Genomic DNA, 26221 nt, shown 5'->3' on the forward strand with positions numbered 1-26221 from the left:
TACGGTCGACCCATGAGCGCTCCATGGACCGTCGACGTCGACCGGTACCTCGATCGCCTCGGACTCGACCGCCCCGAGGCCACCGACCTCGCGGCGTTGGCCGCGCTGCAACGGGCGCACCTCGTGCGGGTTCCGTTCGAGAATCTCGACATCGTGTTCGCCGGCGGCGTGGCACACGATCGTCGCCGGGCGTTCGACAAGATCGTGTCGGGACGCGGTGGTTGGTGTTTCGAGGTCAACGGAGCATTCGGACTCCTACTCGACGCGCTGGGCTACGACGTGCGACTCCTCGGCGCGGCGGTGTTGCTCGGCGGTCCGACGACGGTCATCGAACATCTCCTCCTGGAGGTGTCAGGCGGTGACGGCAACCTCGATCCGCACCTCGTCGACGTCGGCTTCGGCGACTCGTTCACCGTGCCCGTACCGCTGAACCAGCGCGGCCCGCTCGACGGCGGGTCGGCGACGTTCGAGTTGCTCGCGAGTCCACAAGGCACCACCCTCGCCGAGCACGTCGACGGTGTTCCCGAGGCACGCCTGCGGTTCAAGCGCGTCGCCCACGACTTCGACGATTTCGACGCGATCGCCACGTCGATGCAGATCGACCCCGACAAGAACTGGCACCGCAAGCCGTTCGCGACGCGCCTGACCGGACACGGCGACGACCGGGTCTGGCTGAACCACGACGCGCTCAAGCTGCGGCGCAGCGGTGACGTCGAGGAACGCCCGGTCGAACGCGACGAGTGGGATGCGCTGCTCGACGAATGGTTCGCCATGCGCCGCCCCGGCCCCTGGCCCGACTGACACCGCGCTCGTTGCGTCGCTGATCACTTGGCGTTGGGAACGAGTCGCTGGGTTCGCTCGGCACACGCCAACAGTTCGAGGCGAACTCGTGGCGACAGGTCTGCCCGTCGCAGCGACACCGACGCGGCTCGCACGGTCCGGTCGGAGAAGTCGTTGCAGATGGCGATCGACTCGGGCCGATCGACGAACTCCCCCGGCGCGACCTCCACGAACTCGACGAACGCGAGCAACCCGTCACTCGTCCGCGGCGACGCGTAGCGGCCGACCGACGGCGGCCCCATCTCCGACACGAAGTTGCCCAGGCTCCACCAGACCGGCACCCCGTTGACGCGCTCGACCGGCTGCACGACGTGAGGACCGTGCACGAACACGGCGTCGACGTCGGCCAGTGCAGCGATCTCCGTCACGAGCGCACGGTCGGTCGGCGCCGGCTGTTCCTCCAACTCCTTCGACACGTGGAGGCTCAGCATCACGACCTCGGCACCGCGGGCACGCACGTCGGCGATCGCGGCGACGATCGGCCCGGCCCGACGCGTGTAGTTGAGACGCCACGCTTCGGCGGGCACGACGGTGTTGCTGTAGTTCGTGAAGGCCAGGTGAGCCACACGGACGCCGTCGACCTCGAAGATCTGATCGACGGCTTCGGCGGGATGCCGAGCGGTGCCGACCGTGCTGATGCCAGCGCCCTGCAGCGCCTCGATCGTCGACGCCAGCCCGGTCACGCCGACGTCGAAGCTGTGGTTCGACGCCGTCGAGCAGCGGTCGAAGCCGACATCGGCCAGCCCCTGGGCGACCTCGTGCGGGGCACGTAGCAGGTTGCCACCGAACGGCGAACGCCCGACGAATCCCGCCGCCTCCCCGGGGCGGCCGACTGGGATCTCCATGTTGCAGATCGACAGGTCGACCGCTTCGAGCACGTCACGGAGCTCTGCGAACATCGGACGGAAATCGAACCGTTGGCCCGACGCCGCTCCGTACGCGGCCGCCGGGGCGCGCACGCGCGCCTCGGTGAGGACGTCGCCGCCCGCCAGCACGGTAAGCGATCGCAGGGGCGGCGAAACGCGCGTCGCCCGGTCGGTGACCTCGCCGGGCGTGTCGGCGCTCAGTGCGGCGCCGACGAGGGTGGTCGGGTCGGCAGCGGCGACCGCACCCGACGCCATGACGGCGAAGGCGACGAGCAAGGAGAGGATCAGCCGACGTTCGATGGCGGGAGCGTAGATCACCGGACCGACCGCGCGTTCCACGTCGCCGTGCGCCAGACTTCGGCTGCGGAGCACCTCATGAACGACCCGAGCACCACGGCCGCCGACGCCGAACCAGCGACCGAACGCCGACCACGCGTGACGTGGTGGCTCGGACTCGCACTGTGTGTGCTGCCTGCCTCCTTGCTTGCTGCGTGTTCGCTGGCGAGCGACGACGACTCGGCCTCCTCACCACCCGCGACGACAGCCGCTGCCGACTCGAACGTCACGACGGAGCCGACGGCGACCGACGACACGCGGCCTGTCGACACCGGCGCGGTCGACGATCCAGCGCCGAGCGAAGCAGCGCCGAGCGAAGCAACGCCGGGCGAGGCAGATCCCGCGCCGATCTCGTTCGCCGCCGACATCGAACCGATCATCACGAGCACCTGCGCCAACTGCCACACCGGCAACGGTCCCGGAACCCAGCACGTCCGCCTCGACACGGCCGGCATCGTTGCCCGCTCGTCGCTCGGGATCGACTTCGTCGTCCAGAGCCACTTCATGCCGCCGTGGCCGGCTGGTGACGACAGCGTCGACTTCGATCACGACTGGAGCCTGTCCGACGACGAGATCGCGCTGCTCAGCGCGTGGCACGAGGCAGGGGCGCCGCTCGACGTTCCCACCGATCACGTCATCGCGCCGCTCCCCGGTGCGAGTGCCCGACTCGACGATCCCGACATCTCCGTGCGGTCGCGGGGCTCCTACGACGGCGAACTCGGCCAGCCCGACACGTACCGCTGCATGGTGTACGACCCGGCATTCGACTCCTCGGGGTTCGTGACGGGGATGGACTTCGTTCCGGAACAGGAGCAGGTCGTGCACCACGCCGTCGGGTTCGTGCTCGAGGCCGCCGATCGAGAACTCGTCGACGGCCTCGACGGCGTCGACGGGCAGGGCGGCTGGGAATGCTTCGGGTTCAGCCCCGGACCGACCGCCCGACTGATCTACGCGTGGGCGCCCGGGCAGTCGGCGACGCGCTACGACGACGGTGCCGGGCTGCTCCTCGACGACGGCGACTTCTTCGTCGTGCAGACCCACTATCACTACGACGTCGAAGCCCCGGCCGACCAGTCCCGCCTCGACCTCGACTGGGTGCCGATCGACGAGGCCGAGGGGCTCGACCCGGTCGACGTCCAGGTCCTCCTCGCGCCCGCCGAGATCCCGTGCTCCGCCGACGAGACGGGGCCGCTGTGCGACCGCGAGGCCGCACGTCAGGTCGCCATCGACAAGTACGGGCCCCCGGGTGCGTTCGCCGACTTCATCCTCGCGATCTGTGGCCAGAGCGCCGACGATTTCGCCGGCTTCACCGAGGGTGTGGCCAACGCGTCGTGCGACCAGACGATCGGCACCTCCGGCGAGATCCACTCGATCTTCGGCCATCAGCACGAACTCGGATCGAGCTTCCGACTCATCCTGCATCCGGACACGCCCGACGAAGTCGTCCTGCTCGACATTCCGGTCTGGGACTTCGACTGGCAGTTGAACTACGAGCCCGCCGAGTCGATCGTCCTCGAGCGCGGTGACGTGATCCGGATGGAGTGCTCGTGGGATCGATCGTTGCGCGACCCGGCGCTGGAGCCCGCGTACGTGTTGTGGGCGGACGGGACCGACGACGAGATGTGCTTCGCGTCGTTGACGACGCGTCCCGTTCGTTAGGCGACGACGGCGCCCGAGGCGTCACGCGGCGGATGTGACACGTCGTCGGGGCCCAGCGGCTGGGTCCACGCGGCGAGTTCGAGCGAGATGCCATCCGGGTCGGTGAAGTAGATCGAACGGACGTACACGTCGTCGGTCACCTCGCGCGAGATGCCCCACTCGCTGTTGTCGTGGTTGGCGACCTCGGTGCAGTCGACACCCGCAGCGCGCAGCACCTCGACGTAGTGATCGATCCGATCGGCCGACACCCCGAACGCGACGTGGTTCATCGAGCCGTGCGCGCTGGTGATCGGGCCCTGATCCGGACGATGCGCCGGAGCCGACACGCCCGGCACCGCCGTCGGCGCGTCGGGGAACCAGAAGAACGCGAGCGAGTCGCCGTTGCCGACGTCGAAGAAGAAGTGCTGGCCCGCACCGCCACCCAGCTCGATCGTCTTGATGAGCGGCATGCCCAGCACGCCCTGATAGAAGTCGACGGTGCGCGCCATGTCGCTCGACACGAGCGCGAGGTGATTGATCCCGGTGAACTCGATCTTGCTCATGCCGCGACAGTAGACGGATCCGGCGTCGGCCCGAGTACGAGCCGGGGGCGAGCGACACGGGCGAGCGACACGGGTCGCCCGTCGGGGCGGTACGGTCGAAGCGTGAGCGAGCCGGCGCTGATTCGACATCTCCCGCCGAACGCGGACGACGACGCACTGCTCACCTCGTTCATGACCTATGCCGACGAGATGGGCATCGAGCTCTACCCGGCGCAGGAGGAGGCGATCTTCGAGTTCCTCGTCGGCAACCACGTCATCGTCAACACCCCGACCGGCTCGGGCAAGTCGCTCGTCGCCACGGCCGCGCACTTCGCGTCGCTCGCCACCGGTCGACGCAGCGTCTACACCGCACCGATCAAGGCGCTGGTCAGCGAGAAGTTCTTCGCGCTGTGTCGCGAGTTCGGCTCCGAGCGCGTCGGGATGATCACCGGTGACGCCTCGGTCAATCCCGATGCACCGATCATCTGCTGCACCGCCGAGATCCTCGCGAACTGGGCGCTGCGCGACGGAGCCGAGACCGACGTCGACGTCGCCATCGTCGACGAGTTCCACTACTACGGCGATCCGCAGCGAGGCTGGGCGTGGCAGGTGCCGTTGCTCACGCTGCCGCACGTGCAGTTCGTGCTGATGTCGGCCACGCTCGGCAACGTCGCCTTCTTCCAACGCGACCTGACCGATCGGACGGGCAGCGACACGTCGGTCGTCAAGACCGCCGCACGCCCCGTGCCGTTGCACTTCGAGTACCGCACGTCGACGCTGCACGCATCGGTCGAGCAACTCCTCGAATCGGGACGAGCGCCGGTCTACATCGTCCACTTCACCCAGAAAGACGCCACCGATGCAGCGCAGGGCTACCTGGCGCTCGACCCGTTGTCGAAGGACGAGAAGGTGCGGGTGCGCGAGGCGATCGGCGGCTTCCGATTCGACACCCCGATCGGCAAGGACCTCAAGCGATTCCTCACCGCCGGCGTCGGTGTTCACCACGCGGGGCTACTGCCCAAGTATCGGCTGCTCGTCGAGAAGCTCGCGCAAGACGGCCTGCTGAAGATCATCTGCGGAACCGACACACTCGGCGTCGGGGTCAACGTGCCGATCCGTTCCGTGCTGTTCACCCAGCTCTGCAAGTACGACGGCACGTCGGTGCGCATCCTGTCGAACCGCGACTTCGCCCAGATCGCCGGGCGAGCCGGCCGCAAGGGGTTCGACGACCGCGGCGACGTGTGGGTGCAGGCGCCCGAGCACGTCGTCGAGAACCTGCGGGCCGATCAGAAGGCCGCGGACGGCGGCAAGAAGCAGAAGGTCAAGAAGAAGGCGCCCGACCGCAACTATGCGCACTGGGACCAGAACGTGTTCGACAAGCTCGTCAACGGCGAGCCCGAGCCGCTGCGCTCGCACTTCCAGGTCAACCATCAGATGGTGATGAGTCTGCTCGATCGACCGGTGATGGAGGTCGCTCGTCCGGGCGGTGGCTCCGACGCGATCGACGGCTGCGGCGCGGTGCGCCGGCTCCTCGTCGACAACCACGAGACCCGCAAGCGCCAGCGCGGTCACATCCGTCGCGCCATCTCGATCTACCGCTCGCTCGTCGACGCCGACATCCTCGAGTTCCTCGACGAACCCGACGACCTCGGTCGCCGAGTCCGCGTCAACTTCGACCTCCAGGACGACTTCGCCCTGCATCAGCCGCTGTCGCTGTGGGCCCTCGAAGCATTGGGGCAACTCGATGCGCCGACCGAACCCGGCGACGACGAGGTCCACGCACTCGACGCGTTGACGATCATCGAGGCCGTCCAGGAGAACCCGGGGGTCGTGGTCGCCGCACAGGTCAACGCCGCCAAGTCCGAGCTCATGAGCGAGATGAAGGCGTCGGGGGTCGAGTACGAGGAGCGGATGGCGCGCCTCGACGAGGCCGACGCACCGAAGCCGAACAAGGAGTGGTTGTACGAGAGCTTCAACCGGTTCCGGACTCGGCACCCGTGGGTCGGGGGCGACACGGTGAAGCCGAAGTCGGTCGCCCGCGAACTGTTCGAGCGTTCGATGACCTTCGGTGAGTACGTGCACCACTACGGACTCAAGCGGTCAGAAGGCGTGCTGCTGCGCTACCTCTCCGACGTCTACAAGGGCCTGCGCCAGAACATCCCCGACGACCTTCGCACCGACGAGATCGACGACCTGACCGCATGGCTCGGTGCGCTCGTGCGCCAGGTCGACTCGAGCTTGATCGACGAGTGGGAACGACTCGTCAACCCCCTCGTCGACGGGGACGGCGTCGACGCGCCGATCCGCTCCACTCGCGAGATCACGATCGTCGACGATCACCGAGCGTTTCGCGTCATGGTCCGCAACCAGGTCTTCGACTGGCTGCAACGCCTCGCTCGCAGATCGAGCCGCGCCGATCTCGCTGCGCTCATCGAGCAACCGGTCGATCCCGAACGCTGGTCGTCGGTCGACGACGTCGTGGCAGCGATGGACGACTACTGGGCGGAGCACGACGAGATCCTGCTCGGCGCCGGCGCTCGCAGTCCGCAACGCTTCGTGCTCGACCGCCACGACTGGTCGGTGACCCAGATCATCCACGACCCGGCCGACTCGAACGAATGGCGCATCGACGCGGTCGTCGACGTCGACGCGTCCATCGAATCCGCCCGCGCCGTCCTGCGCCTCGTCGCCATCCACCGCCCCACCTGACACCAGATTGACGTCGGGGGTCGGTCAGGTCGAGGTCGATGCGGCGGGGTCGAGGCGGCCGGCGGGGCGTGGGATCGCCGAGACCGAAGCGGGCGCACCGGAGCCGTTTCCGTTGGCGCTGCCCGGGCGTGACGGAGGGGTGGGCACCTTCGAGGGGTCGCCGCCGACCACGCTCGGGCGACGCGGCGAGACGCGCTGCTGCTCGCCCTCGGGCTCCGCGTGGACCTCGGTCGCTGGCGCCGACGTGTCGAGTTCCTTGCCGGCGTAGACGTCGACGTACTGCTGACCACTGAGATGCGCGATCTCGAACATCACAGCATCGGTGAATCGGCGCAGCGTGCGAGGATCGTCGGCATCGCCGTACTCGTGCGCCCACATCGGTTCGCCGAATCGAACCGTGATCGGCCGACGGATCTTCATCGCGACCGAGTCGGGCGGCTGGATCTCGAGAGTGCCCTCGTGGCCGACCGGGATGATCGGCGCGTTGCACCGGATCGCGAGCCGCGCAGCGCCCGTACGACCCTTGTGGAGGTTGCCGCTCCGAGACCGGGTCCCCTCGGGGTAGATCATGAACAGATGACCGAGCTCGAGGACCTTCGCCGCCGTGTCGAGCGCCGCCTGCGCCGCGTCGCCGCCCGACCGATCGACCGGGATCATCCCCATCGCCGGGAACAGATGCTTCGTCTTCCAGTCGTCCATGTACTCGCCCTTGCCGATCGCCCACACCCGGCGCGGCAGCGCGGCCGGGACGAAGATCGAATCGCAGAACGACAGGTGATTGGGCGTGATGATCGCCGGACCGTCGGTCGGGACATGCTCACGACCTTCGACGGAGAACTCCCACAGACGATGCGCCAGATTGCGAACGGCCCCGAACCCGTACTTGCTGAGCCGGTCCGCGCCCGGGAGGGCCGGCGCCGGCTCGAAGTCGAAGTCGGGTGCTCGCCCCATCAGCGCAACGCCCGTCGAATCGCTTTACCCGTCGCCGCGATCGGCAACTCGTCGAGGAAGTAGTACTCGGTCGGTCGCTTGTACCGAGTGAGCTGGCTGGCGACGAACGCCTCGAGGCCTGCACGGTCGGAGGTCCCGGTCACGTGAGCGACCACCTTCTCGCCGGTCTCCTCGCACGCCGCACCGGTCACGATCGCTCCGGTCACGTCCGGGTGACGCATCAGCACGTTCTCGACCTCGGCGGGATACACGTTGAACCCCGAGACGATCACGACGTCCTTGATCCGGTCGACGAGGTACAAGTAGCCGTCGTCGTCGAAGATCCCGACGTCGCCGGTCCACAGCCAGCCGTCGGCCGTCAGGACCGACTCGGTGGTCGCAACGTCGTCGAGGTAGCCCTGGAAGACGCCCGGGCTGCGCACCACGACCTCGCCTTCGTCACCGACGTCGACCGGCGCACCCGACGCGTCGACCAGCGCGACCGTGACGCCGTCCATCACCTTGCCGACCGACGACGGCCGCACCGGGAACCCGCGTCCGTGGGTGACGACCGGAGACGTCTCGGTCAACCCGTAGCCCTGTGCGACTTCGATCCCGAAGCGATCACGGACCGCTTCGAACACGCCGAGCGGAAGGGCGGCCGCACCCGACGCTCCGTAGCGCACCGATGCCAGCGAGTCGTCCGGGGCGTCGATCGCGGCCCAGCGCGACCACATCGGCGGCGCACCGGCGAGGATGGTGACGCCGTGATCGCGGACGAGATCCACGCTCTCGTCGGCGTCGAAACGCCGCTGCAGCACGATCCGAGCGCCGATGCGAAGCGACGCCAGCAGGATCACGTTGAGTCCGAAGATGTGCGCGAACGGCAGCACGCCGAGCACGACGTCGTCATCGGTGAGCGCCTCGGGTCCGGTGTTCAGCGCTTCTTGCACCCACGAGAGGTTGCGATGGCTGAGCACCGCTACCTTCGGCGAGCCGGACACGCCGCTCGTCGCCATGAAGAACGCCCGGTCGTCATCATCGCGATCGACGACGACGAAGGACCCGTCATCGGCCGACGCCGTCGACGCTCCCGATGCCAACTCGCTGAGCCCGAGGGTGGGAACGGACAGATCGTCAGCGTACGACAGCACGTCGCCTCCGACGTCGCCGACGAGCAGCGCCACGGGCTTACCGGATTCGATCTTCTCCTGCATCTCGGGGAGTCGGCTCGACGGATTGAGCGGCATGACGATGCCGCCGAGGCCGAGCACGGCGAAGGTGGCGACGGCGAAGTGTGTCTCGTTGCCCGCGGCGAGCCCGACCGCGTCGTCGGGACCCACGCCGAGTTCACGCAGTTGGAGTTGCAGCGCCGCAGCCCGTGCACGGAGATCGCCGAAGGTGACGACCTCGTCGCCGTCGATCAACGCCACTTGCTCCCCGTCATGGCCTACGACCACGTTCGCCAGATTCATTCGGTTCCCCTCGTCCGCTCACCGAGTCGTCGTCGGCGGAACCCCAGTATGCCACGCAGGACCTGCCAGACCGAGGCGTCCCGTCGCGTTCCGACCCGCCCGCAAGGCGGCCGACGGTTCTCCGGGCAGTGCCGTGGCGGCCCCGACACCACTCGTCGTCGGGGCGCGAACAGCCGACTCGGCGACGACGGTCGGACGCGGTCGACCGCCCCCACCGTGCAGTCGACCGCGCCCACCGTGCGGTCAACCGCGCCCATCGTGCGGTCAACCGCGCCCATCGTGTGGGCGATCGAGCAGGTCGAACAGCAGATGCGGGTGCGTCAACGCGACGTGGTGATCGGCCCCCTCGACGTCGACGATCGATGCGCGCGGCGCCACCGACGCCAGGTACGCGCGATCTCCGATGGTGTCGTCCGCGCCGCGGACGACCGTGACCGGCGCATCGAGGTCGAAGAGGTCGGCCCAGTCCGCATCGAGGACGAGCGACCCGAGCGAGCCCATGAAGGCGTCCCAGGTGTGGAGCGCTGCACGACGGCTCACGTCGATCGGCCACGTCGGGGCGAGCGCCGCCATCACCCACCCGCTGGCGCGACGGTGGTCGCAGTTCCATCGACACAGCCGCTGCGCCCACTCGTTGTCGGCGAGCAGTACTCGCGACAGGCCGCCGACCTCCTCACCCAGCCGCTCGATCGCCTCGGACGACGACGTCGGTGGATACACCGGTGGCGACCACAGCACGACGCCGACCACGCGATCCGGATGGCGCTTCGCGAACGCCAATGCCAATGACGCCCCCATCGAGTGCGCCGCGAAGAGCAACCTCCGCTCGCCGAGCCCGAGGGCAGCGAGCGCACCCTCGAGCGCATGCACGTGCGCGTCGATGCCGAAGTCGACTCGCTGCTCGTCGAGCGATCGCCCGAAGCCAAGCAGGTCCGGCATCACCAGCCGATGCGTGTTCGCCAGCCCTTCGTAGACGTCACCGAAGTAGTCGGCCGTAGAGCCGAGTCCGTGCAACAGGACGATCGCCTCGGGGTCGCGGTCTCCGAGAAGATCCGACACCACCCCGCCCTCCAACACCCCGAGGCCACCGCCGAAGCGACCCGGAAATGACGACGGGTTCCACAACCGCACGATGCGCGACCGTCGGTGCACGATCTCCCAGGTGACGAGCGAGACGATCGCGGTGGCCAGCACGAGCACCAGCAACGTCAACACCAGCCGCATCACGTCCGCTCCCGATCCGCTCGATCAAGATCTCCGCGAGCGTGATCCGGTCGTTCACGAAGGTAGGTCACGTCGCGGCCGCGACCAGCCATGCGGTCACCAGCACGACGAAGGTCAACAGGATCGCCTCGACGGCGAGGGTCGTACGAATGCGTTCCAGGGTCCGCGGATGCGCGGGATCACGCTCGATCGCCGGCACGAGGACGAAATGATTGAACCCACCCACGACCGCGGTGATCGCCACCGCTGCGGTCTTCAGCAGCAGCGTCTGTCCCCACTCGGTCGACGTGAGATCCCCCGGCGAATCGAGCACGATCAGGGCCATGGCCAGACCGGCGCCGACGACCGCAGCGAGCGAGATCGTCGCCAACCCGGAGAAACGGACGAAGGTGGCCGCCGAGGCGACGGGTCGACCGTGGCGGCGACGGACCCAGAACAGCGCCGCCATCGTCACCACGCCGCCTGCCCATACCGCACCCGCCACGACGTGCACGCTGTCGACGAGCCCATGCACGAGTCGGTTGCCCTTCGAGGCGGTGTGTCCGTCGAACCAGAAGGATGCGACGATCGCAGCCAGGGCGACGCCAACCGGAACGGAGCGACCGTCGATGCGCCAGCGCGCCGACCCCGATCGCAATGCGCCGTGCGATGTGCTGCGAGGCCCGTCCAGGTCGCCACCGCGCTCGATGACGGCAGACGACAACGCTCGGGGGCGTTCGATCACGCCACCGGCGAGCACTCGGCTGACACCGACCACGAGTGCAGCGCCACCGACGGCGCGCAGCACGGCGGCCGCTCCGGCACCACGGCCGACACCGCCGAACGCGGAGAGATCGAGCAGACGAACGACTCCGACGTACTCGACCACCGCACCGACGACGAGCACGAGGGCCGATACCCGGCTGAGTTGGAGCACGAACCGCAGGTCACCGGCCGAGCCTCGGAACGCGACCGCGGCGAACGCGAGTGCCCCGATCGCCAGGATGGCGGTGCTCAGCGTGAGCAGGCGGCCGATCAGTGCCGTCGTCTCTCCCGGACGCGATGGTGCGACCGACAAGAACTCGTCGAGCGTCGGCGCCGATCCGCTCGCAGCTGCGCCGCCATCGGGGCCCGACGGCGAAGGCGTCACCGCGCCGGCTTCCGTATCGGTAGCGGCATCGGTATCGGCATCGGTATCGGCATCGGTAGCGGTAGCGGTAGCGGCATCGGCATCGGCATCGGCATCGGCATCGGTAGCGGCATCGGTAGCGGCATCGGCATCGGCATCGGCATCGGTATCGGCACTGTCGGCATCCGCCGCAGCGGTCGGATCGGCCACAGTCCCGGCGATCGGCAGTGCTGCGGTCACCTCGAACGCGAAGGCGCCGGTCAGCGAGTGGGAGTCGGTCGCGGCGATCTCCCAGCGGATGCCGATCTGGCCCCCGGCAAGGGGCGGGTCGAACCGCAGCGTGAACACACGCTGGTCGGTGACTTCGACCTCGACGGGCGCTCGGACGACGCCCGCCGCATCGCGTGCCACGAACTCCTCCCCGATCGGTTCTGCGGCGGCGGTGAAGGTGAGGACGACGGCATCCACCGGTTCGGCGACGATCTCGCCCGCAGCGGGGGACGAGGATTCCAGGTCGGTGTGAGCGTGCGCGACGCTCGGCGCCGCCGCCTGGATCCCTGCGGCAACGAGCAACATGAAACCGACGAACCGACCGCATGCCGTCACGCACTGCGACGACCGTGCACGTCGCGACGGCGATGCGCTGGCGCGTCGAGCTCGGCGCGTCGCTCGCGATGCGGTGGCAGCGGCGGCACGGATCATCGACCGACGACACTAACAGCGAAGCCACAGGTGAGACTTTCACGATTTCGTAACAGTCGTGTGACGGGGCCGCTCTCCCAGCGGGCGCGGGCACTTCCTGGTCGCGATCTGGCAGCGACCTGGACGCGATCCTGCCGTGATCTGGCCGTGGTCTGGCCGTGGTTTGGGCGTGGTCAGACCGTGATCCAGTCGTGATCCGGTCGTGATCCGGTCGTGATCCTGTCGTGATCCTGTCGTGTTCGGCGTGTCGACGCGACACTTCGGCAGCGGGCTCGACATCATTTCGTCATGAAGCGACACCAACGACGACTCGCGGCGCGGTAGCGTCATCGCTCATGCTCACGACGATGCGTCAGGACGGTGCGCGCCCGGGCAGGCGGGTCGGCATCGTGTGGGGCGGGGTCGTACTCGTCGTCGCTCTGGCGTTCGGCAGCGCTCCTGCCGGCGCGGATCACGGGGACGAAGCCGCCGCACAAGCAGCGCGCGAGATCCAGGCCGCGCGTGACGCAGCCAACGCCGCTGCGCAGGCGCTCTTCGACGCCGAGGCCGAGATCGACGCGCTGTCGCTCGAGATCGCCGACACCGAGCGCGACCTCGCTGCGAAGGAAGCTCGGCTCGGCGAGATGCAGTCGTCGCTCGAAGCACAGGCGGTTCGGCGTTTCGTCGGTGCCGGCGCCGAGGACTTCGCACTGATGATCGACATCTCCGACGCGAACGATCAACTCCTGGTGCAGATGCTGGCGTCGGCGTCGACCGAGACCGTGCTGGTCGATCTCGACGATCTCGATCTCGCGATCAAGGAAACCGATGCCGCTCGCGAGCTGCTCGGGACCCAGCAGGCGAACGCTCAGGCGGCGCGCGAGAACTACGCCGCGCTCGAATCCGCTGCCGGACAACGCATCGTCGAGCTCACCGAGATCGAAGAACAGCGACTGATCGACGAAGCCGTCGAGCACGAACTCCAGCGTCAGCGGCGAGAACGCGAAGCCCGAGAAGCTGCCGAAGCCGAAGCGGCTCGACAAGCGGCCGAACGCCAGGCCGCGGCGAATGCCGCCGCGAGTTCGTCAGGCGGCGGCTCGAACTCGTCCGGCTCCAACTCGTCCGGCTCGGGATCGTCCGGGTCCAACTCGTCCGGATCGAGCTCGTCGGGGTCGTCCGGCTCAGGTGGGGGCGCCGCTCCCCCACCTCCACCGCCCAATCGCGGGAGCAACATGGTCTGCCCGATGCGGGGGTCGTACGCGTTCGCCGACACCTGGGGCGCAGCACGCTCCGGTGGCCGCAGCCACCAGGGCGTCGACATGATCTCGCCGACCGGCACGCCGATCATCGCTGTCGAATCCGGGTCGGTCCGGTTCTCCCAGAACCGCCTGGGCGGCAATGCGGTGTGGCTCACCGGCAACAGCGGCACGAAGTACTACTACGCGCACCTCAGCAGCTACGAGGGCTCGTCCCGCAGCGTGTCGCAAGGCGAAGTCATCGGCTACAACGGCTCGACCGGCAACGCCGGCACCCCGCACCTCCACTTCGAGGTGCACCCTGGCGGCGGCCGCGCCGTCAACCCGTATCCCTACGTCCGCGCCGTCTGCTGACCGGCCTCGCGAGCTGCCGCGATCTGCACGTCGGGCTCGCCCTCCACATCCTTGGCCACCTGAGCTGCAACGCCGATCCCGCCGCTCACAGCGAACGCTGGTGCTGAGGGTGCCCCGGTTCGACGGACGTGAACACCCCAACCGCTGGGTCGTCGTGGCGGTTGTTGAGGCAAACGAGGCCACGTCGGCTTCTACGTGCGCAGAGCGCATCTCGCCTGTGTCGACATGCCCCGCCGTCCAGACCAGCACTTCGATCAGGATAGGACTGCATCGTCAACCCAACGAGGTCATCGACGCACACGAGAACCAACCGTGAGGTCGAGTCGAGCGTTGATGCTCGAAGCGAGGGGCAACCCGACCCGTCCCGAGAGCATCAAGGGGACCCCGCAGTCAGGAACCGGAGTGGATCGCAACGTTCTCTGTTCGGTACACCAGCGCAAGCGGATCAAGTGTGCTCGCTCCGTTGATCGGTGTCGCGGACAACAGCACGACTGGTCCAATGGTCTCGACGTTCACATCGTCGTACATCGTGCGATACGGATCGCCGTTCGCAGTCGCGCCGTTCCGCCAGAGATCGCGGACGACTGGTGCCATGGTGTCGGCAGCGGCGGACTCTTTGAAGACATACGCCACGACCGAAACAGGTTCGCCGCCTGGCGCCGCGGTCCCAACAGCGATGGCATCGAAAGATTCCGTGATGGGATAGTCCACTTCCGGGCGCACTTCTTGGAGCCTTGGCCACAACGGATTCGAGATCGAGAAGTCGTCAAGCAGGATGCGGGCGCTCACGGTGTCGACCGAGTCCAACGCGGCTCCAACAGCTGAGAATCGCTCGTCGTCACCCAACCGCTCAAAGTCGCCCGCGTTCCATGAATCAACGGCCAAGGACGATCCGCTGAGTGCGAGAAGGCCGTCTCGGACGCCGGCCCGCACCGGCTGTCCGTATGGACGCCACTTCGACACCTCCTCCACCGAACGCTCATAGTCCTCGCCCGTCCCGAGCGTCATTCGGCCACCGTCGTCAACGAATCCCGCGCCAAGTTCGAGATTGCCGGACAACACGGTGAACACAGCCAGACGCTGGCTGATCTCGGCCAGCGCATCGCTCTCACCAAAACCAAAGCCGAACTCGCTCGCAAACTGCTGAGACTCCCCGATCGACCCGGTTCCAAACGGAAACCCAAGGCGATTCACTCATCTCGGGACTGTCGGATAGTTCTCGACGCTGACGCTCATCCCGGTGTGCACGGTGGGCCCGTATTCGCACCCCAAACCAATCGACTCGTCAAGCAACGGCAAACGCTCAGTACCGACGATGACAGAGACGCCCACATCAAGTGGATTCACCATCTCCCAGAACGATGGATCCGCATGCTTGGCCCCCAGCGAGATGTCCGAACCTCCAGCTCCTAGGTCCGCACTGTTCACGTTCGCGTTGATCCCCCACGCGTCGAAGCACGAGCCACTCTGCCGACACGACAGAACTCTCGGGTGAGCGAGTCAGGGCTCGAGGACGACGATGGTCCAGTCGACGAGTGCACTCGTGTCGCACGACCCGACGGTCGTCACGAGGATCGCTTCGTCGGCGTCGGCGGCCTCGGGGAAGTCGCCGATCTCGTCGAACGAGCACGGAGCAAACGGTTCCACCCCGGTCAACTGCAGCGTCGACTGCCACGAGTGGACGAGGTCGACGCTGCGGCTCTGGCCGTGTGCGAGCGCGAACTCGCTGCGTTCCGCGTTGTCGAGTCGATCGAGTTCGCGTGGCACGTCACGCCACACGGCCTGCATCGGATTCGACGAATCGACGAAGACGAACACACGCGACGTCTCTTGCACCAGCGTCGCAACGACGGCGAAGGCGCCGAAGACGACGACGACCGCAACGAGCCAGATGGCGAGCGGCTTCACCGATCAGCCACCGGCATTGAACAGCGCGGCGATCTTGAACTCGACGTCGTCCTCGGTTGCGTCGATGCTGGCCGCTTCGACGAGCGACGACACACGGCCGAGTTCGTCGAGGTCGGCTTCGAACCCGACGGTGTAGACCGGGATCCGCAGCCCTTCGATCATCTGGCTGACGTCGCCGAAGCGGAGGCCGTCGGTGGTCTGGCCGTCGGTCAGCACGACGAGGATCGGCTTGACGTCGGGGTTCGCCGTGCGTTCGGCGTCGAGCATGCTCAAGCCGAGGACGATGCCGTCGTACATCGCCGTGCCACCGAACGGACTGAGGTCTTCGGCGATCGCCGCGTAGCGACCCTGTTGGTTGAGGTCGAACTCGGCGATGTCGAGCCGCTTCTGGGCGGTGTCGTTGAACTCGACGACACCCACCTTCGTCTCGGGCTTGATGAACTCGCGGGCCGACTGCATGGCGTTGCGCAAGGTCAAGATGCGCGTGCCCTCCATCGAACCGCTGACGTCGACGACGAACACGGTGGCGACCGGACGACCGCCGTCCTTCTTGTCCTTCCAGACGTTCTGGACGTCGATCAACGTGCGGCCGGACGGTGCTTCGACCCTCGGCGTGAACGCCGGCGGATCGAACCCGAACTCCTCGGCCTTCTCGCGGTACTCGGAGCGCTGGGCGAACTCTGCGAACAACTCCAGCGCCTCGGTCTGTGCTGCGGTCAACTCGCCCACCGCGTGCAGCGGGTTGTCGTGGCGGACGCCGAACGGGATGAACTCGAAGCCGTCGCGCAGCGAATCGGTGTTGGTGTAGGTCTGCCACTCCATCACGAACGTGTCGAGCGTGCCCGTGTCTCGCTCGACCGAGTCGCGCATCTGCAGCGTGGTCAACGCGACGAACGGCACCTGACGCTGGAACTGCTCGAACACGCTGGCGACGTCGGGTGAGGTGAGCTGTGATTCGTCGCCGTCAGCGATCGACGACAACACGGTCAGCAAGAAGTTGAGGCCCGTACTCGACGCGAACGGGTCGGTGTAGCCCATCACGAGGTCACCGGCGATCACCGCGTCGACGAGGTTCTCCGGCGTCAACTCGCCGTAGGTGGCGCGCAACTCCTCCGCGGTCTCGTCCTTCATCACGATCCCGGCGACGTTGGACACGGTGCTCGGCATGATCTCGGTCATCGTCTGGAACTCCGACGCCATCGCGGTCCACAGTTCGTTGGACGGCGAGAACCCGTGCGGAAGCTCCTGCCCCCGAGCGATGAACTGGTAGCCCGTACCCGAGGCGATCCGGCGCAGATCGACCGCAGCGGGCGAACCGTCGGCCAACGTGATCCCGGCGCGGTTGAACTCCTCGGCGACCTCGGTCATCCAGGCATCGGTGCCCGTGCCCGACTTCTCCGTCGACGCCCAGATCTCGATGGCGCTCGGGAGCGGCGAGTCGACGATGAGCTCGAACTCGTCGATCGGCGGCAACGTGTTCGCGAGGTCGGCACCCGACGGCGGCGGAATCGACGCGCTCCGGGTGATCGGATTGTCCACCCAGTCGATGTCGCTGGCCAACTCCTCCAACCGGTCGGCAGCATCCGCCGGATCGAGCGGCTCGGCATCGCTGGCCCCGCCGCAGGCTGCTGCGACCAGCGCGGCGGTGACGGCAACCGCGCCGAAGCGCAGCCCACGCCGAGCCACGCCACTCGATGTCACGGTTCGACTCGTCATGACGGAGCACCTCCGTCGCCGCTCCCAGACGGCCCGATCTCGTCAGCGTCGACATCGGCGCCGGCACCGATCTTCGTGGCGGCCGCCCGGCCGCTCTCCATGCTGACGATCGCCTGCTCGGACTCGGCGGTGAGTTGATCGAGTTCGAGGATCGTCGACGCCATCGTCGGCAGCGCCTCACGCCGATAGCGGGAGATCTCCTCGAGCGCGATGTCGATGTCGTCGAACGCCGCCCGCAGCGCCGTCATGTCGAGCATGGTGCTCGACGCCTGCTGATGGATCTCGGCCCCTTGCGTCTTGAGCCGCTCGGCGGTGCCGGCGATGATCGACGACGTCGTCGCGTTGACGGCGGCGATCTTGTCGAGGACGATCTTCTGGTGCGCCAAGGCGAGCGCGACGGTCACCGCGACCTGGAGCGCACTGATCGTCACGTCGAGGGCCCGATCGACACCCCGGATCAACTCGCGATTGTTGCGGATGATGATCTCGACCGCCAGCACGCCCTGCTGGTTGACGGCCAACTGCTGCTGGAGGTCGAGTGTGCGCTGGCGCAGCGTGAACAGGATGTCTTCTTCGATGAACTGACGACGCGGATCGTCGGAGGTGATCTCGTTGTTCAGCTTGTCGACGAACGCAGCGTCGAGCGCCCCCGCGAGCGCGATCTGATCGGTGAGCGCGATCGTCAGTTCGCGCATCCGCTTCTGATCGTCGACCAAGGTCACGTTGTCACGCTTGAGCTGATCGCGGCCCTTCTCGAGCGACTTCACGATCGCATCGATCTGCGTCTGCGAACTCTCGTAGCGCATGAAGTAGCGCTTGAGCGGCGTGCCGACGCCCGGGATCTTGCCGACCGCACGGGTGAACCAGCCGGCGTCGGTGTCGAGCCCGGACGGATCGAGCTTCTCGACTTCGATGCGCAGGTCCCCCAACGACTTGGCGACTTCGCCACCGTCTTCACTGTTGCGGGCGATGTCCTTCAGCGGCGCCTGCAGCATCTGGCTGCGCGTCGCCGACCGCGACTGCAACTCGCGGCCCATCGTGTCGAACGCGTCGCGAGCAGCGGCTCGCGCGTCTTCGTCGGTCGGGTCGACGGCGAGCAGGCGTTCGACCTGTGCGTTGGCCTGCTCGCGCAGGGTGTCGGTGGGTTCCGGCTCGGGAAGCGCGAGTTCGGTCTTGGCCGACTCGACGTCGAGGTCGAGAGAGAACACATTGGATGCCGGGGTGGATGCGGTATTGGTCATGGCTGCTTTCGTCGCGGCTGCTGTCGTCACACCCGCAGGCGTGATGAGGTGATGGGTCGAATGGTCATGTCGCGTACTGGCTCGCTCGGGCGGCGAGTTCTTCGAGGGCTTCCATTGCGCTGTCGGCGTCTTCGGGTCGTTTGCCGATCGGCACGTCGGCGAGCGCGGTCGTGGTCCGGTTGAGCGCGGTGAGCGCGGATTCGTTCTGCGCCAACAGCCGGGCGATCTTGCGCCGTTGCGAGGTGCGCAGCTCGAGACGCTGACCCAAGGTGTCGAGCTCGCGAGCCTTGGACTCGTCGTCGCTGTCGTCGGTGGCGAGCTCCGCCATGCGGCGTTCGATGTAGCTCTCGTCGATCGAGCTGATGGACTCGTAGGCGACCGCGACCTCCTGCAGGTTGTGGAGCGCTGCGTTGTAGACCTGCTGCGCGGTGGCCAGGTAGCGGGAGTAGGTGAGTTCGCCGGCGTCGAGTCGTCGCGTGAGGACCTTGACGAGACTCTCGCGCTTCTGCTGCAACGCTTCGAGCTGCTCGGCGGGCTGCGTGTCGTCGAGCGCCTGGAGTTCGACGGTGAGCGTGACGAGCTCGGCCGGGTCGATCTCCTCGATCCGCGGTACGGCGAACTGCAGCTTCGTCAAGGTGCCGGTCGCCGACATGGTGAGCGGCCACGTGGCGGCGGCGAGCGCGGCGAGGCCGACGAGCACCCCGACGAGGAGCCCGGGCGGGTCGAAGATCGAGATCATCCCCCACACCGTCGCGCCGAGCACGCCGGCGGCGACCCACGTGGGCGGATAGCTGACGACCGCCCGCCACCAGCTCTTCATCGCCTGCTCGATCCACTCGGGGTGTTCACGGTGACGTCATCCTACTCGCCGGTCGCAACGGCTCGCCCGGTTTGCCAGCGACAGAGTGGGTCAGACCCACTCTGTCGTCGCGACGGCTCGTTCGTGGCTGCAAGCGACAGAGTGGGTCTGACCCACTCTGTCGCTTCACCCTGCCGCATTCCGATTCGGTAGCGTCGCGGCGATGAGTGCCACGCCGCCTCGTCACGTCGTCGTCGTCCTGCTCGACTCGCTCAACCGGCATCTGCTCGGCTCGTACGGCGGCACCGAGTTCGCCACGCCGAACCTCGATCGTTTCGCCGGCCGCTCGACGCGCTTCACCAATCACGTGACCGGCTCGCTGCCGTGCATGCCCGCCCGCCACGACATCTTGTGCGGGGCGCTCGACTTCTTGTGGAAGCCGTGGGGCTCGATCGAGCTGTGGGAGGAGTCGATCACCGCGACGCTGCGCCGCAGCGGCGTGACCACGATGCTGGTCTCGGATCACCCCCATCTGTTCGAGACCGGCGGGGAGAACTACCACACCGACTTCCACGGCTGGGACTACGTCCGCGGGCACGAAGGCGACCCGTGGCACACGGCCGCGGACCCGTCCGCGATCGGCACGCCGTCGCTGCCCGCGGCCCGCGACGGCGGCTGGTTCATCCGCGACCGTTTCGACATCGCCGACGAGCACTTCGGACGCCGCCACTACGACGACGCTCGCACGTGGTTTCGCGCCGAGGACGACTTTCCCGGCCCGCAGACGATGCGCTCGGCCACGCGATGGCTGCGCCGCGAAGCACCGTCGCACGATCGCTGGATGCTGTTCATCGACGAGTTCGATCCGCACGAACCGTTCGACACGCCCGAACCGTGGGCGTCGATGTACGACGACCCGGCCGACGCCTGGGGCGACGAACCTCGCCTGATCTGGCCGCCCTACGTCGTCGGCGGCGTCACCGCCGGCGCGTTGAACGAACGTCAGGCGAGACACATCCGGGCGAACTACGGGGCCAAGCTCTCGATGATCGACCATCACCTCGGTGTGCTGCTCGACGAACTCGACGCGCAGGACCTGTGGGATTCGACAGCGGTGATCGTGTGCACCGATCACGGTCACTACCTGGGCGAGCAGCGGACGGCGGGTCGCGCCGGCAGCGAGGCCACCCACGACATCTGGGGCAAGCCGATGGTGCCGCAGTTCGAACCGCTCGGGCACACCCCGTTGATGGTCCACTGGCCGGGCCGTCCCGGGGGGTCGACGATCGACGCGCTCACCACGAACGTCGATCTCAACGCGACGCTCGCCGACGTGTTCGGCGTCGAGGCGGAACACCGCACACACGGACGCTCGATGGTGCCGTTGCTGACCGGCGAGGCCACCTCGATCCGCGAGTGGGCGATCGGTGGCGTCTTCGGGAACTGGGTGCAGGTGACCGACGGCCGCCGCAAGTATGCGCGAGCGCCGGTCGGCGACAACCACCCGATCTCGATGTGGTCGAACCGGTGGTCGACGATGCCAGCCCACGACGGGATGGAGCAGTTCATGCACCTGCCCAAACCCGACCGTCGAGCGGTGCTCGACTTCATGCCCGGCAGCGACGTGCCGGTCATCCGCCAGCGCTTCGAGCCCGGCGACCGGTTGCCGTACTGGGCGGGCGGGGCGAACGCCGTCGGCCAGCACCATCTGTACGACCTCGACGTCGACCCCGACGAGCAGGAGAACCGCGCCGGCGAGTCGAGCGAAGCCGACCTGGTCGACCTCTTGCGCACGGCGCTCACCGACGTCGAAGCCCCGGCCGAACAGTTCCTCCGCCTCGGGCTGTAACCGCCGACGAGGCGTAACGGTTTGTGTCTGACACAAACCGTTACGCCGTCAGAGGCGGTAGGCGTCGAGGGTCGGCTTGAGCGGGCGGGCGTACCAGAGGGGACGGCGCAACCCGGAGTCGTTCGTCGTGCCGGCGGGTCGGGTCTTGGCCAGCCAGTCGAGGTACGCCTCACGCGACTTGGCCGTGTCGACGACGACGTCGCCGTACTCGTCACCGGCAGCCGCCGGCGTCACGCGCACGCGCTGATGCCAGCACTGCATCCCCGAGATCGGATCGGGCTGCACGCAGAACGTCGCGTTCTGGTGGACACCCGTGTCGTGCCACCAGATCCGGCCGGTATCGGGATCCGACGACTCGTAGGCCGTCATGTTCTTCTTGTCGGCGCCCTCTCGCTTGAGCGTCCACGTCGTCCCCGACTGGTCGATGGTCGCCTTACCGGCAGCCCAGTTGCGTCCCTCGGTCTCGTCGAGACGCCAGCGGCCCATGTGGTGCGACGCTGCGACGACGCCCGGCCGGATGCCCTCGGTTCGCCACGCCTGGATGACGAAATGCCCGATGCGCGTCGAAATCCGCACCAGGCCGCTCTCCTCGATGCCGAGTTGCTCCGCGTCGCTCGGGTGAATCCACAGCGGGTGGCGGTGGCTGATCTCGTTCAGCCACTTCGAGTTCGCCGAACGCGTGTGGATCAGCGTCGGGATGCGGAACGTCGGGAGCAGGATGCGCTCGTTGCCCGCCAGGTCCATGTCCTCCCAGTGCACATGGCTCGGAATCCACCGGGGCGTCGCGTATTCGGGCCAGCCCCACTCCTTGAGCGTCGTCGAGAACAGCTCGAGCTTCTTCGACGGCGTCGGGAACCCTTCCTTGATCTCGCCGTCGACCTCGACGGCGGGCGAGCCGTCGCCGAGCTTGGCGAGCTCGGTCGAGGCGAACGCGGCGTCCGACCCGTCGAAGGTGCCGATCGTGCCGGGCTTGCGGAACACGCCGAGGTCGTCCTTCACACAGTCGGCGACCGCGTCGGGCGACACCGCACGCTCGTAGGGCGTGTACGGATCGCCGGGAACGGCAAACGACCCGCGATCGCGCATGTACTCCAGCGGCGACTGGCCGGTCTCGGCGGCCGCGTCGGCCAGACCTGGGATCTCTTCGGTGAAGATGTGCGCGTAGTACTCGTCGACCGAGATCGGCTGGCCGGGTCGCTCGTCGGACTCGAACCACTTCCGGATCCCGAGCTCACCGTCGGGGTCGATCCGCCACGACAGGTCGATCCAGAACTCGTTCTCCTCCCACACTTCGCCGGGATTGAACTCGTGACTGCGCGAGTCGGGGCCGACACCGTCGCCCTCACCGCGACTCGCCTTGATCTCGGCGTAGCGACGGAACACCGACTGGCGGAACCCGACCCAGCGGCCGGCGTGGGTCTCGTACGAGGCGAGGTCGTGACGCTCGGCGCCCACGCCCATCGGCAACACGTAGTCGGCGAACCACGACGTCTCCGACCAGGTCGGGGTCAATGCCACGTGGCACGCGACCTTGTCGCGATCCTTCAGCGCTTCCAGCCAGGTGAAGCCGTCCGGGTTCGTCCAGATCGGGTTGTAGACGCGCGAGAAGTACGTGTCGAGCTTGCCGCGACCCTCATTGAGGAAGTGCGGCAGCAAGATCGACATCTCGTGGTACGCGAGCGGATATTCCTTCGGCCAGTTCAGCTCGTTCCACTTCGTGAGCGGCGGCGCACCCTTGGGCTGATGCGGCGCGAACTTGTTCCAGCCGTTACCGCTCGTTCCACCCACCGTCGCCACCGACCCGGTGAGCACGTTGAGGAAGAACAGCGACCTCGCGACCTGCCAGCCGCCGAGATTGCCAGCACCGGCCGCACGCCAGTTGTGCGACGCGAACTTCGTCGGGTGCTTGCCGATGATCGTCGCGATCTCACGGATCTGTTCGGCCGACACACCGGTGACGTGCTCGGCCCGCTCGGGCGTGTACTCGGCGTAGTGATCCTTCAGCGCGGCCTCGACCGACTCGAACGTCTGCGGCAACTCGGGATACTCCTCGGCGAGGAACGTCTCCCAGTTCACCCAGCGCCGGACGAAGTCGCGCTCCCAGGTGCCGTTCTCCAACAGCAGGTGCGCGATCGACAGACACAAGAACGCCTCGGTGCCCGGCCACGTCGGCAGCCAGTGGTCGGCCTTGCTGCCGGTGTTGCTGAGCCGCGGGTCGACGCAGATGACGGTCGCCCCCTTGCTCTGCGCTTCGATGATCCGTTGCGCATGCGGGTTGAAGTAGTGCCCCGACTCGAGATGTGACGAGATCAGGAAGATGACCTCGGCGTTCGCGAAGTCGCTCGACGGGCGATCGTGGCCCATCCACGACTGGTATCCGATGCGCGCGTTCGACGAGCAGATATTGGTGTGGCTGTTGTGACCGTCGGTCCCCCACGCCTTGAGCACCCGGTCGGCATAGCCGTCCTCACCCGGACGACCGACGTGGTACATCACCTCGTTGTGGCGGTCCTCCATGAACGCCGTACGGATGCGTTCACCGATCTCGTCGAGCGCCTGATCCCAGCTGATCCGCTCCCACTGGCCGCTGCCTCGCTCGCCCATCTGCTTGAGCGGATACAGCACGCGTTCGTTGTCGTAGATCTGGTTGAGCGTCGCGGGACCCTTGGCACAGTTGCGACCGCGGCTCGCCGGGTGTTCGGGGTTCCCCTCGATCTTGGAGATCTCCCCGGTCTCGTTGTCGAAGTAGGCGAGAAGCCCGCACGCCGCTTCGCAGTTGAAGCAGGTCGTCGGAACGAGCGTGTAGTTGCGCTCCTTCCTGTCGGGCCACGCCTTCGCATCGAGCTCGGTCCAGTCGTGCCACCGAGCCTGTGGCGGATACTTGTCGAGGGTCATCGTTCGACTCCAGTCGTCGGGTCGGTCAGCACGGTCGTCGGCAGGGGCAGGTTGGGCAGGGTCCGCGGCCTGGGCGGGTTGGGCGGGTTCAGCGGGGTCAGCGGGTTGGGCGGGTTCAGCGGGTTCAGCGGGTGGGGCGGGGTCAGCGGGTGGGGCGGGGTCATCACGATCACGAGAGCGGCACCGACTGACCGGCACGGACGAAGGCGGTCTCGGCGAGCCACATGCCAGCGAGCGACAGCACCCCGGCGACGGCGGCGAGGGCGGGGCTGCCCGCGTCGGACGCCAGCGCGACGATCAACAACACCGCAGGGGCCACGAGGCCGACGACGTTGCCGGCTCGGAACCACTGTCGATGCGCTCCCTTGGTCATCTCGTGGACCGCCATCTCGACGTGGCGGCTGCCGTGGCTCTGGAGTTCGACGAACGTGAGGAACGCGACGGCTGCGATGCCGCCGAGCATCGACCACCACACGGCTCGCGCCGACGGCACGTCCATCACGACATCGAGCACCGAGTACGCCGCGGCACCCGCGGCCACCGCTCGGGCGAGCAACATCGGCAGCAGCAGTGGTGTCTGCCACAGGTCGCGCCCTTCGCACTGCGCGAACAGGTACGCGGTGTAGCCCGCGGTCGCCGCACCGAGCAGAGCTACCGGGATGGCCGCGATCTTCAGACCGTCGCCGGCGTCGGCCAGGCCGAGGATCCACCACACGCCGCAGGCGGCGCCGAACGCACCCAGGATGTAGGCGCCCTTCACGAGCCAGGAGTTCCAGTTGGAACGAGTCAGCAGGTAGTAGAAGCGGCCCGGTTGCTTGAGGTCGCCGATCAACAGCGCTCCGGTGATGGCGAGGAAGACGCCGGCCACCATGGGCGGCACGACCCCGACCGCCGCTTGTTCGTCGGCGTGCCCGAGCAGGACGAGCAGCGCCGCCATCATCATGATGCCGCCGGCGATCGCCTTGGTCACGAGATAGCCCGACACCATCCGATCCCACGTGGTCTTGTGGGCGGTCGTGTAGGCGGTGCGAGCGACGACGCCCGGATCACCGTGCCCGTGCGAGTCGAGTTCGGGGGTCCGCCGATGGTTGGCGGTCGTGTCGGCCCAGATCATCCCGTCGGCGTGGATCTTGGTGCGCGTCGGATCGAGCGACGCCTGATCGGCGCCGCGGTAGTACACCTTCGGCTTCGTGTTCTGCTCGGGTGCTCGCACGGCGACGTCTTCGCGGCCGATGATCTTGGCGACCGGGTCCTGCGGGTCGTCGAAATCGACGACCTTGATCGCCTCGGTCGGACACACGACCACGCACGACGGCGCCAGGTTCATCTCGACGCGGTGGTTGCAGAAGTTGCACTTCTGCGCCGTGTTGGTCTCGGGGTTGATGTAGAGCGCGTCGTAGGGACACGCGTTCATGCACGACTTGCAACCGATGCAGTCGTCATCCTGGAAGTCGACGACGCCGTTGTCGGCACGGAACAGCGCGTTCGTCGGGCAGATCGTCATGCACGGTGCGTCTTCGCATTGATTGCAACGCATCACCGAGAAGTGCCGGCTGGCGTTCGGAAACGAACCCGTCTCGATGTACTTCACCCACGTCCGGTTGACGCCGAGCGGCACGTCGTGTTCGCTCTTGCACGCGATCGTGCAGGCGTGGCAGCCGATACATGCATCACTGTCGAGCAAGAACCCCAGTCGGGTCATCGCTCCCCCCATCTCTCGTCTCGGCGGCGTGTAGGCCGATGCCCCGCCGCAGTGTCGGCCCGCTTCGCCCTCCGTGATGGACGACGAACGAACGAACCGTGAACCTCGTGTGACCAGTGTGGCCCGCCCCAGCGCCCGGCGGTAGGGGTCGA

At 67.4% G+C, this 26221-nt stretch carries 18 protein-coding genes; 5 read left to right on the forward strand and 13 right to left on the reverse strand.

The window, feature by feature from the left end; genetic code table 11:
• Window positions 1-12: 12 nt before the first annotated feature.
• Window positions 13-801 carry an arylamine N-acetyltransferase family protein gene (locus ACE37B_RS05815; RefSeq protein WP_409922331.1) on the forward strand — a complete coding sequence of 263 codons (789 nt, stop codon included), beginning with the start codon at window positions 13-15 and terminating at the stop codon, window positions 799-801.
• Between the two features lie 23 nt (window positions 802-824).
• Here ACE37B_RS05815 and ACE37B_RS05820 read toward each other — a convergent pair whose 3' ends face one another.
• Window positions 825-2024: a CapA family protein gene (locus ACE37B_RS05820; protein WP_409922332.1), complete on the reverse strand. Its 1200-nt coding sequence runs from the start codon at window positions 2022-2024 to the stop codon at window positions 825-827.
• Window positions 2025-2081: 57 nt separating this feature from the next.
• Here ACE37B_RS05820 and ACE37B_RS05825 point away from each other — a divergent pair, with 57 nt between their 5' ends.
• Complete coding sequence (locus ACE37B_RS05825) at window positions 2082-3701, forward strand: hypothetical protein (protein ID WP_409922333.1); 1620 nt, start codon at window positions 2082-2084, stop codon at window positions 3699-3701.
• Here the strand turns inward: ACE37B_RS05825 and ACE37B_RS05830 are convergent.
• Window positions 3698-4243: a VOC family protein gene (locus ACE37B_RS05830; protein WP_409922334.1), complete on the reverse strand. Its 546-nt coding sequence runs from the start codon at window positions 4241-4243 to the stop codon at window positions 3698-3700. The two genes, ACE37B_RS05825 and ACE37B_RS05830, sit on opposite strands and share 4 nt — an antisense overlap.
• A 102-nt stretch (window positions 4244-4345) precedes the next feature.
• Between ACE37B_RS05830 and ACE37B_RS05835 the strand changes: the two genes are divergently transcribed.
• A complete protein-coding gene (locus ACE37B_RS05835) occupies window positions 4346-6931 on the forward strand; it encodes a DEAD/DEAH box helicase (protein WP_409922335.1) in 2586 nt (861 codons plus the stop codon).
• Between the two features lie 24 nt (window positions 6932-6955).
• Here the strand turns inward: ACE37B_RS05835 and ACE37B_RS05840 are convergent, their stop codons facing one another.
• The 4 genes from ACE37B_RS05840 to ACE37B_RS05855 form a co-directional block, all read right to left on the reverse strand.
• Window positions 6956-7882, reverse strand: coding sequence for a lysophospholipid acyltransferase family protein (locus ACE37B_RS05840; protein ID WP_409922336.1), 927 nt, complete (start codon window positions 7880-7882; stop codon window positions 6956-6958).
• Window positions 7882-9336 carry a class I adenylate-forming enzyme family protein gene (locus tag ACE37B_RS05845; protein ID WP_409922337.1) on the reverse strand — a complete coding sequence of 485 codons (1455 nt, stop codon included), beginning with the start codon at window positions 9334-9336 and terminating at the stop codon, window positions 7882-7884. The genes ACE37B_RS05840 and ACE37B_RS05845 overlap by 1 nt, the downstream gene beginning before the upstream one ends.
• Window positions 9337-9600: 264 nt before the next feature.
• On the reverse strand, window positions 9601-10551 hold the full coding sequence (locus ACE37B_RS05850; protein WP_409922338.1) for an alpha/beta fold hydrolase: 951 nt from the start codon (window positions 10549-10551) through the stop codon (window positions 9601-9603).
• Window positions 10552-10627: 76 nt separating this feature from the next.
• Window positions 10628-12244 carry a copper resistance CopC/CopD family protein gene (locus ACE37B_RS05855; RefSeq protein ID WP_409922339.1) on the reverse strand — a complete coding sequence of 539 codons (1617 nt, stop codon included), beginning with the start codon at window positions 12242-12244 and terminating at the stop codon, window positions 10628-10630.
• A gap of 461 nt (window positions 12245-12705) precedes the next feature.
• On the opposite strand from ACE37B_RS05855, the gene ACE37B_RS05860 reads away from it, so the two are divergent.
• Window positions 12706-13959: a peptidoglycan DD-metalloendopeptidase family protein gene (locus tag ACE37B_RS05860; RefSeq protein WP_409922340.1), complete on the forward strand. Its 1254-nt coding sequence runs from the start codon at window positions 12706-12708 to the stop codon at window positions 13957-13959.
• Between the two features lie 390 nt (window positions 13960-14349).
• Here ACE37B_RS05860 and ACE37B_RS05865 read toward each other — a convergent pair whose 3' ends face one another.
• From ACE37B_RS05865 to ACE37B_RS05885, 5 genes are all read right to left on the reverse strand, one after another.
• Entirely contained in the window at window positions 14350-15153 is an 804-nt protein-coding gene (locus ACE37B_RS05865; protein WP_409922341.1) for a hypothetical protein, read from the reverse strand.
• 306 nt (window positions 15154-15459) lie between these two features.
• On the reverse strand, window positions 15460-15867 hold the full coding sequence (locus tag ACE37B_RS05870) for a hypothetical protein (protein ID WP_409922342.1): 408 nt from the start codon (window positions 15865-15867) through the stop codon (window positions 15460-15462).
• Window positions 15868-15870: 3 nt separating this feature from the next.
• Entirely contained in the window at window positions 15871-17583 is a 1713-nt protein-coding gene (locus ACE37B_RS05875) for a VWA domain-containing protein (protein ID WP_409922343.1), read from the reverse strand.
• Window positions 17580-18824 (reverse strand): toxic anion resistance protein, encoded by a 1245-nt coding sequence (locus ACE37B_RS05880; protein ID WP_409922344.1) that lies wholly within the window; start codon window positions 18822-18824, stop codon window positions 17580-17582. The genes ACE37B_RS05875 and ACE37B_RS05880 overlap by 4 nt, the downstream gene beginning before the upstream one ends.
• A gap of 64 nt (window positions 18825-18888) precedes the next feature.
• Entirely contained in the window at window positions 18889-19644 is a 756-nt protein-coding gene (locus ACE37B_RS05885; protein WP_409922345.1) for a hypothetical protein, read from the reverse strand.
• A gap of 202 nt (window positions 19645-19846) precedes the next feature.
• Between ACE37B_RS05885 and ACE37B_RS05890 the strand changes: the two genes are divergently transcribed.
• Window positions 19847-21472, forward strand: coding sequence for a sulfatase-like hydrolase/transferase (locus ACE37B_RS05890; RefSeq protein WP_409922346.1), 1626 nt, complete (start codon window positions 19847-19849; stop codon window positions 21470-21472).
• Between the two features lie 48 nt (window positions 21473-21520).
• Here ACE37B_RS05890 and ACE37B_RS05895 read toward each other — a convergent pair whose 3' ends face one another.
• Window positions 21521-24367 carry a molybdopterin-dependent oxidoreductase gene (locus ACE37B_RS05895; protein WP_409922347.1) on the reverse strand — a complete coding sequence of 949 codons (2847 nt, stop codon included), beginning with the start codon at window positions 24365-24367 and terminating at the stop codon, window positions 21521-21523.
• A gap of 169 nt (window positions 24368-24536) precedes the next feature.
• Window positions 24537-26069, reverse strand: coding sequence for a 4Fe-4S dicluster domain-containing protein (locus ACE37B_RS05900; protein ID WP_409922348.1), 1533 nt, complete (start codon window positions 26067-26069; stop codon window positions 24537-24539).
• Window positions 26070-26221 lie beyond the last annotated feature (152 nt).

It is taken from the genome of Ilumatobacter sp., from assembly GCF_046290335.1.
Classification (GTDB): Bacteria; Actinomycetota; Acidimicrobiia; order Acidimicrobiales; family Ilumatobacteraceae; genus Ilumatobacter_A.

What these genes read in the sequence shown, in the direction of transcription:
- ACE37B_RS05855 (WP_409922339.1), bottom strand. Translation starts at nt 12,244, where the DNA reads ATGTTGCTCGTTGCCGCAGGGATCCAGGCGGCGGCGCCGAGCGTCGCG.
- ACE37B_RS05840 (WP_409922336.1), bottom strand. Translation starts at nt 7,882, where the DNA reads ATGGGGCGAGCACCCGACTTCGACTTCGAGCCGGCGCCGGCCCTCCCG.
- ACE37B_RS05885 (WP_409922345.1), bottom strand. Translation starts at nt 19,644, where the DNA reads ATGAAGAGCTGGTGGCGGGCGGTCGTCAGCTATCCGCCCACGTGGGTC.
- ACE37B_RS05830 (WP_409922334.1), bottom strand. Translation starts at nt 4,243, where the DNA reads ATGAGCAAGATCGAGTTCACCGGGATCAATCACCTCGCGCTCGTGTCG.
- ACE37B_RS05845 (WP_409922337.1), bottom strand. Translation starts at nt 9,336, where the DNA reads ATGAATCTGGCGAACGTGGTCGTAGGCCATGACGGGGAGCAAGTGGCG.
- ACE37B_RS05890 (WP_409922346.1), top strand. Translation starts at nt 19,847, where the DNA reads ATGAGTGCCACGCCGCCTCGTCACGTCGTCGTCGTCCTGCTCGACTCG.
- ACE37B_RS05880 (WP_409922344.1), bottom strand. Translation starts at nt 18,824, where the DNA reads ATGACCAATACCGCATCCACCCCGGCATCCAATGTGTTCTCTCTCGAC.
- ACE37B_RS05900 (WP_409922348.1), bottom strand. Translation starts at nt 26,069, where the DNA reads ATGACCCGACTGGGGTTCTTGCTCGACAGTGATGCATGTATCGGCTGC.
- ACE37B_RS05860 (WP_409922340.1), top strand. Translation starts at nt 12,706, where the DNA reads ATGCTCACGACGATGCGTCAGGACGGTGCGCGCCCGGGCAGGCGGGTC.
- ACE37B_RS05815 (WP_409922331.1), top strand. Translation starts at nt 13, where the DNA reads ATGAGCGCTCCATGGACCGTCGACGTCGACCGGTACCTCGATCGCCTC.
- ACE37B_RS05875 (WP_409922343.1), bottom strand. Translation starts at nt 17,583, where the DNA reads ATGACGAGTCGAACCGTGACATCGAGTGGCGTGGCTCGGCGTGGGCTG.
- ACE37B_RS05895 (WP_409922347.1), bottom strand. Translation starts at nt 24,367, where the DNA reads ATGACCCTCGACAAGTATCCGCCACAGGCTCGGTGGCACGACTGGACC.
- ACE37B_RS05825 (WP_409922333.1), top strand. Translation starts at nt 2,082, where the DNA reads ATGAACGACCCGAGCACCACGGCCGCCGACGCCGAACCAGCGACCGAA.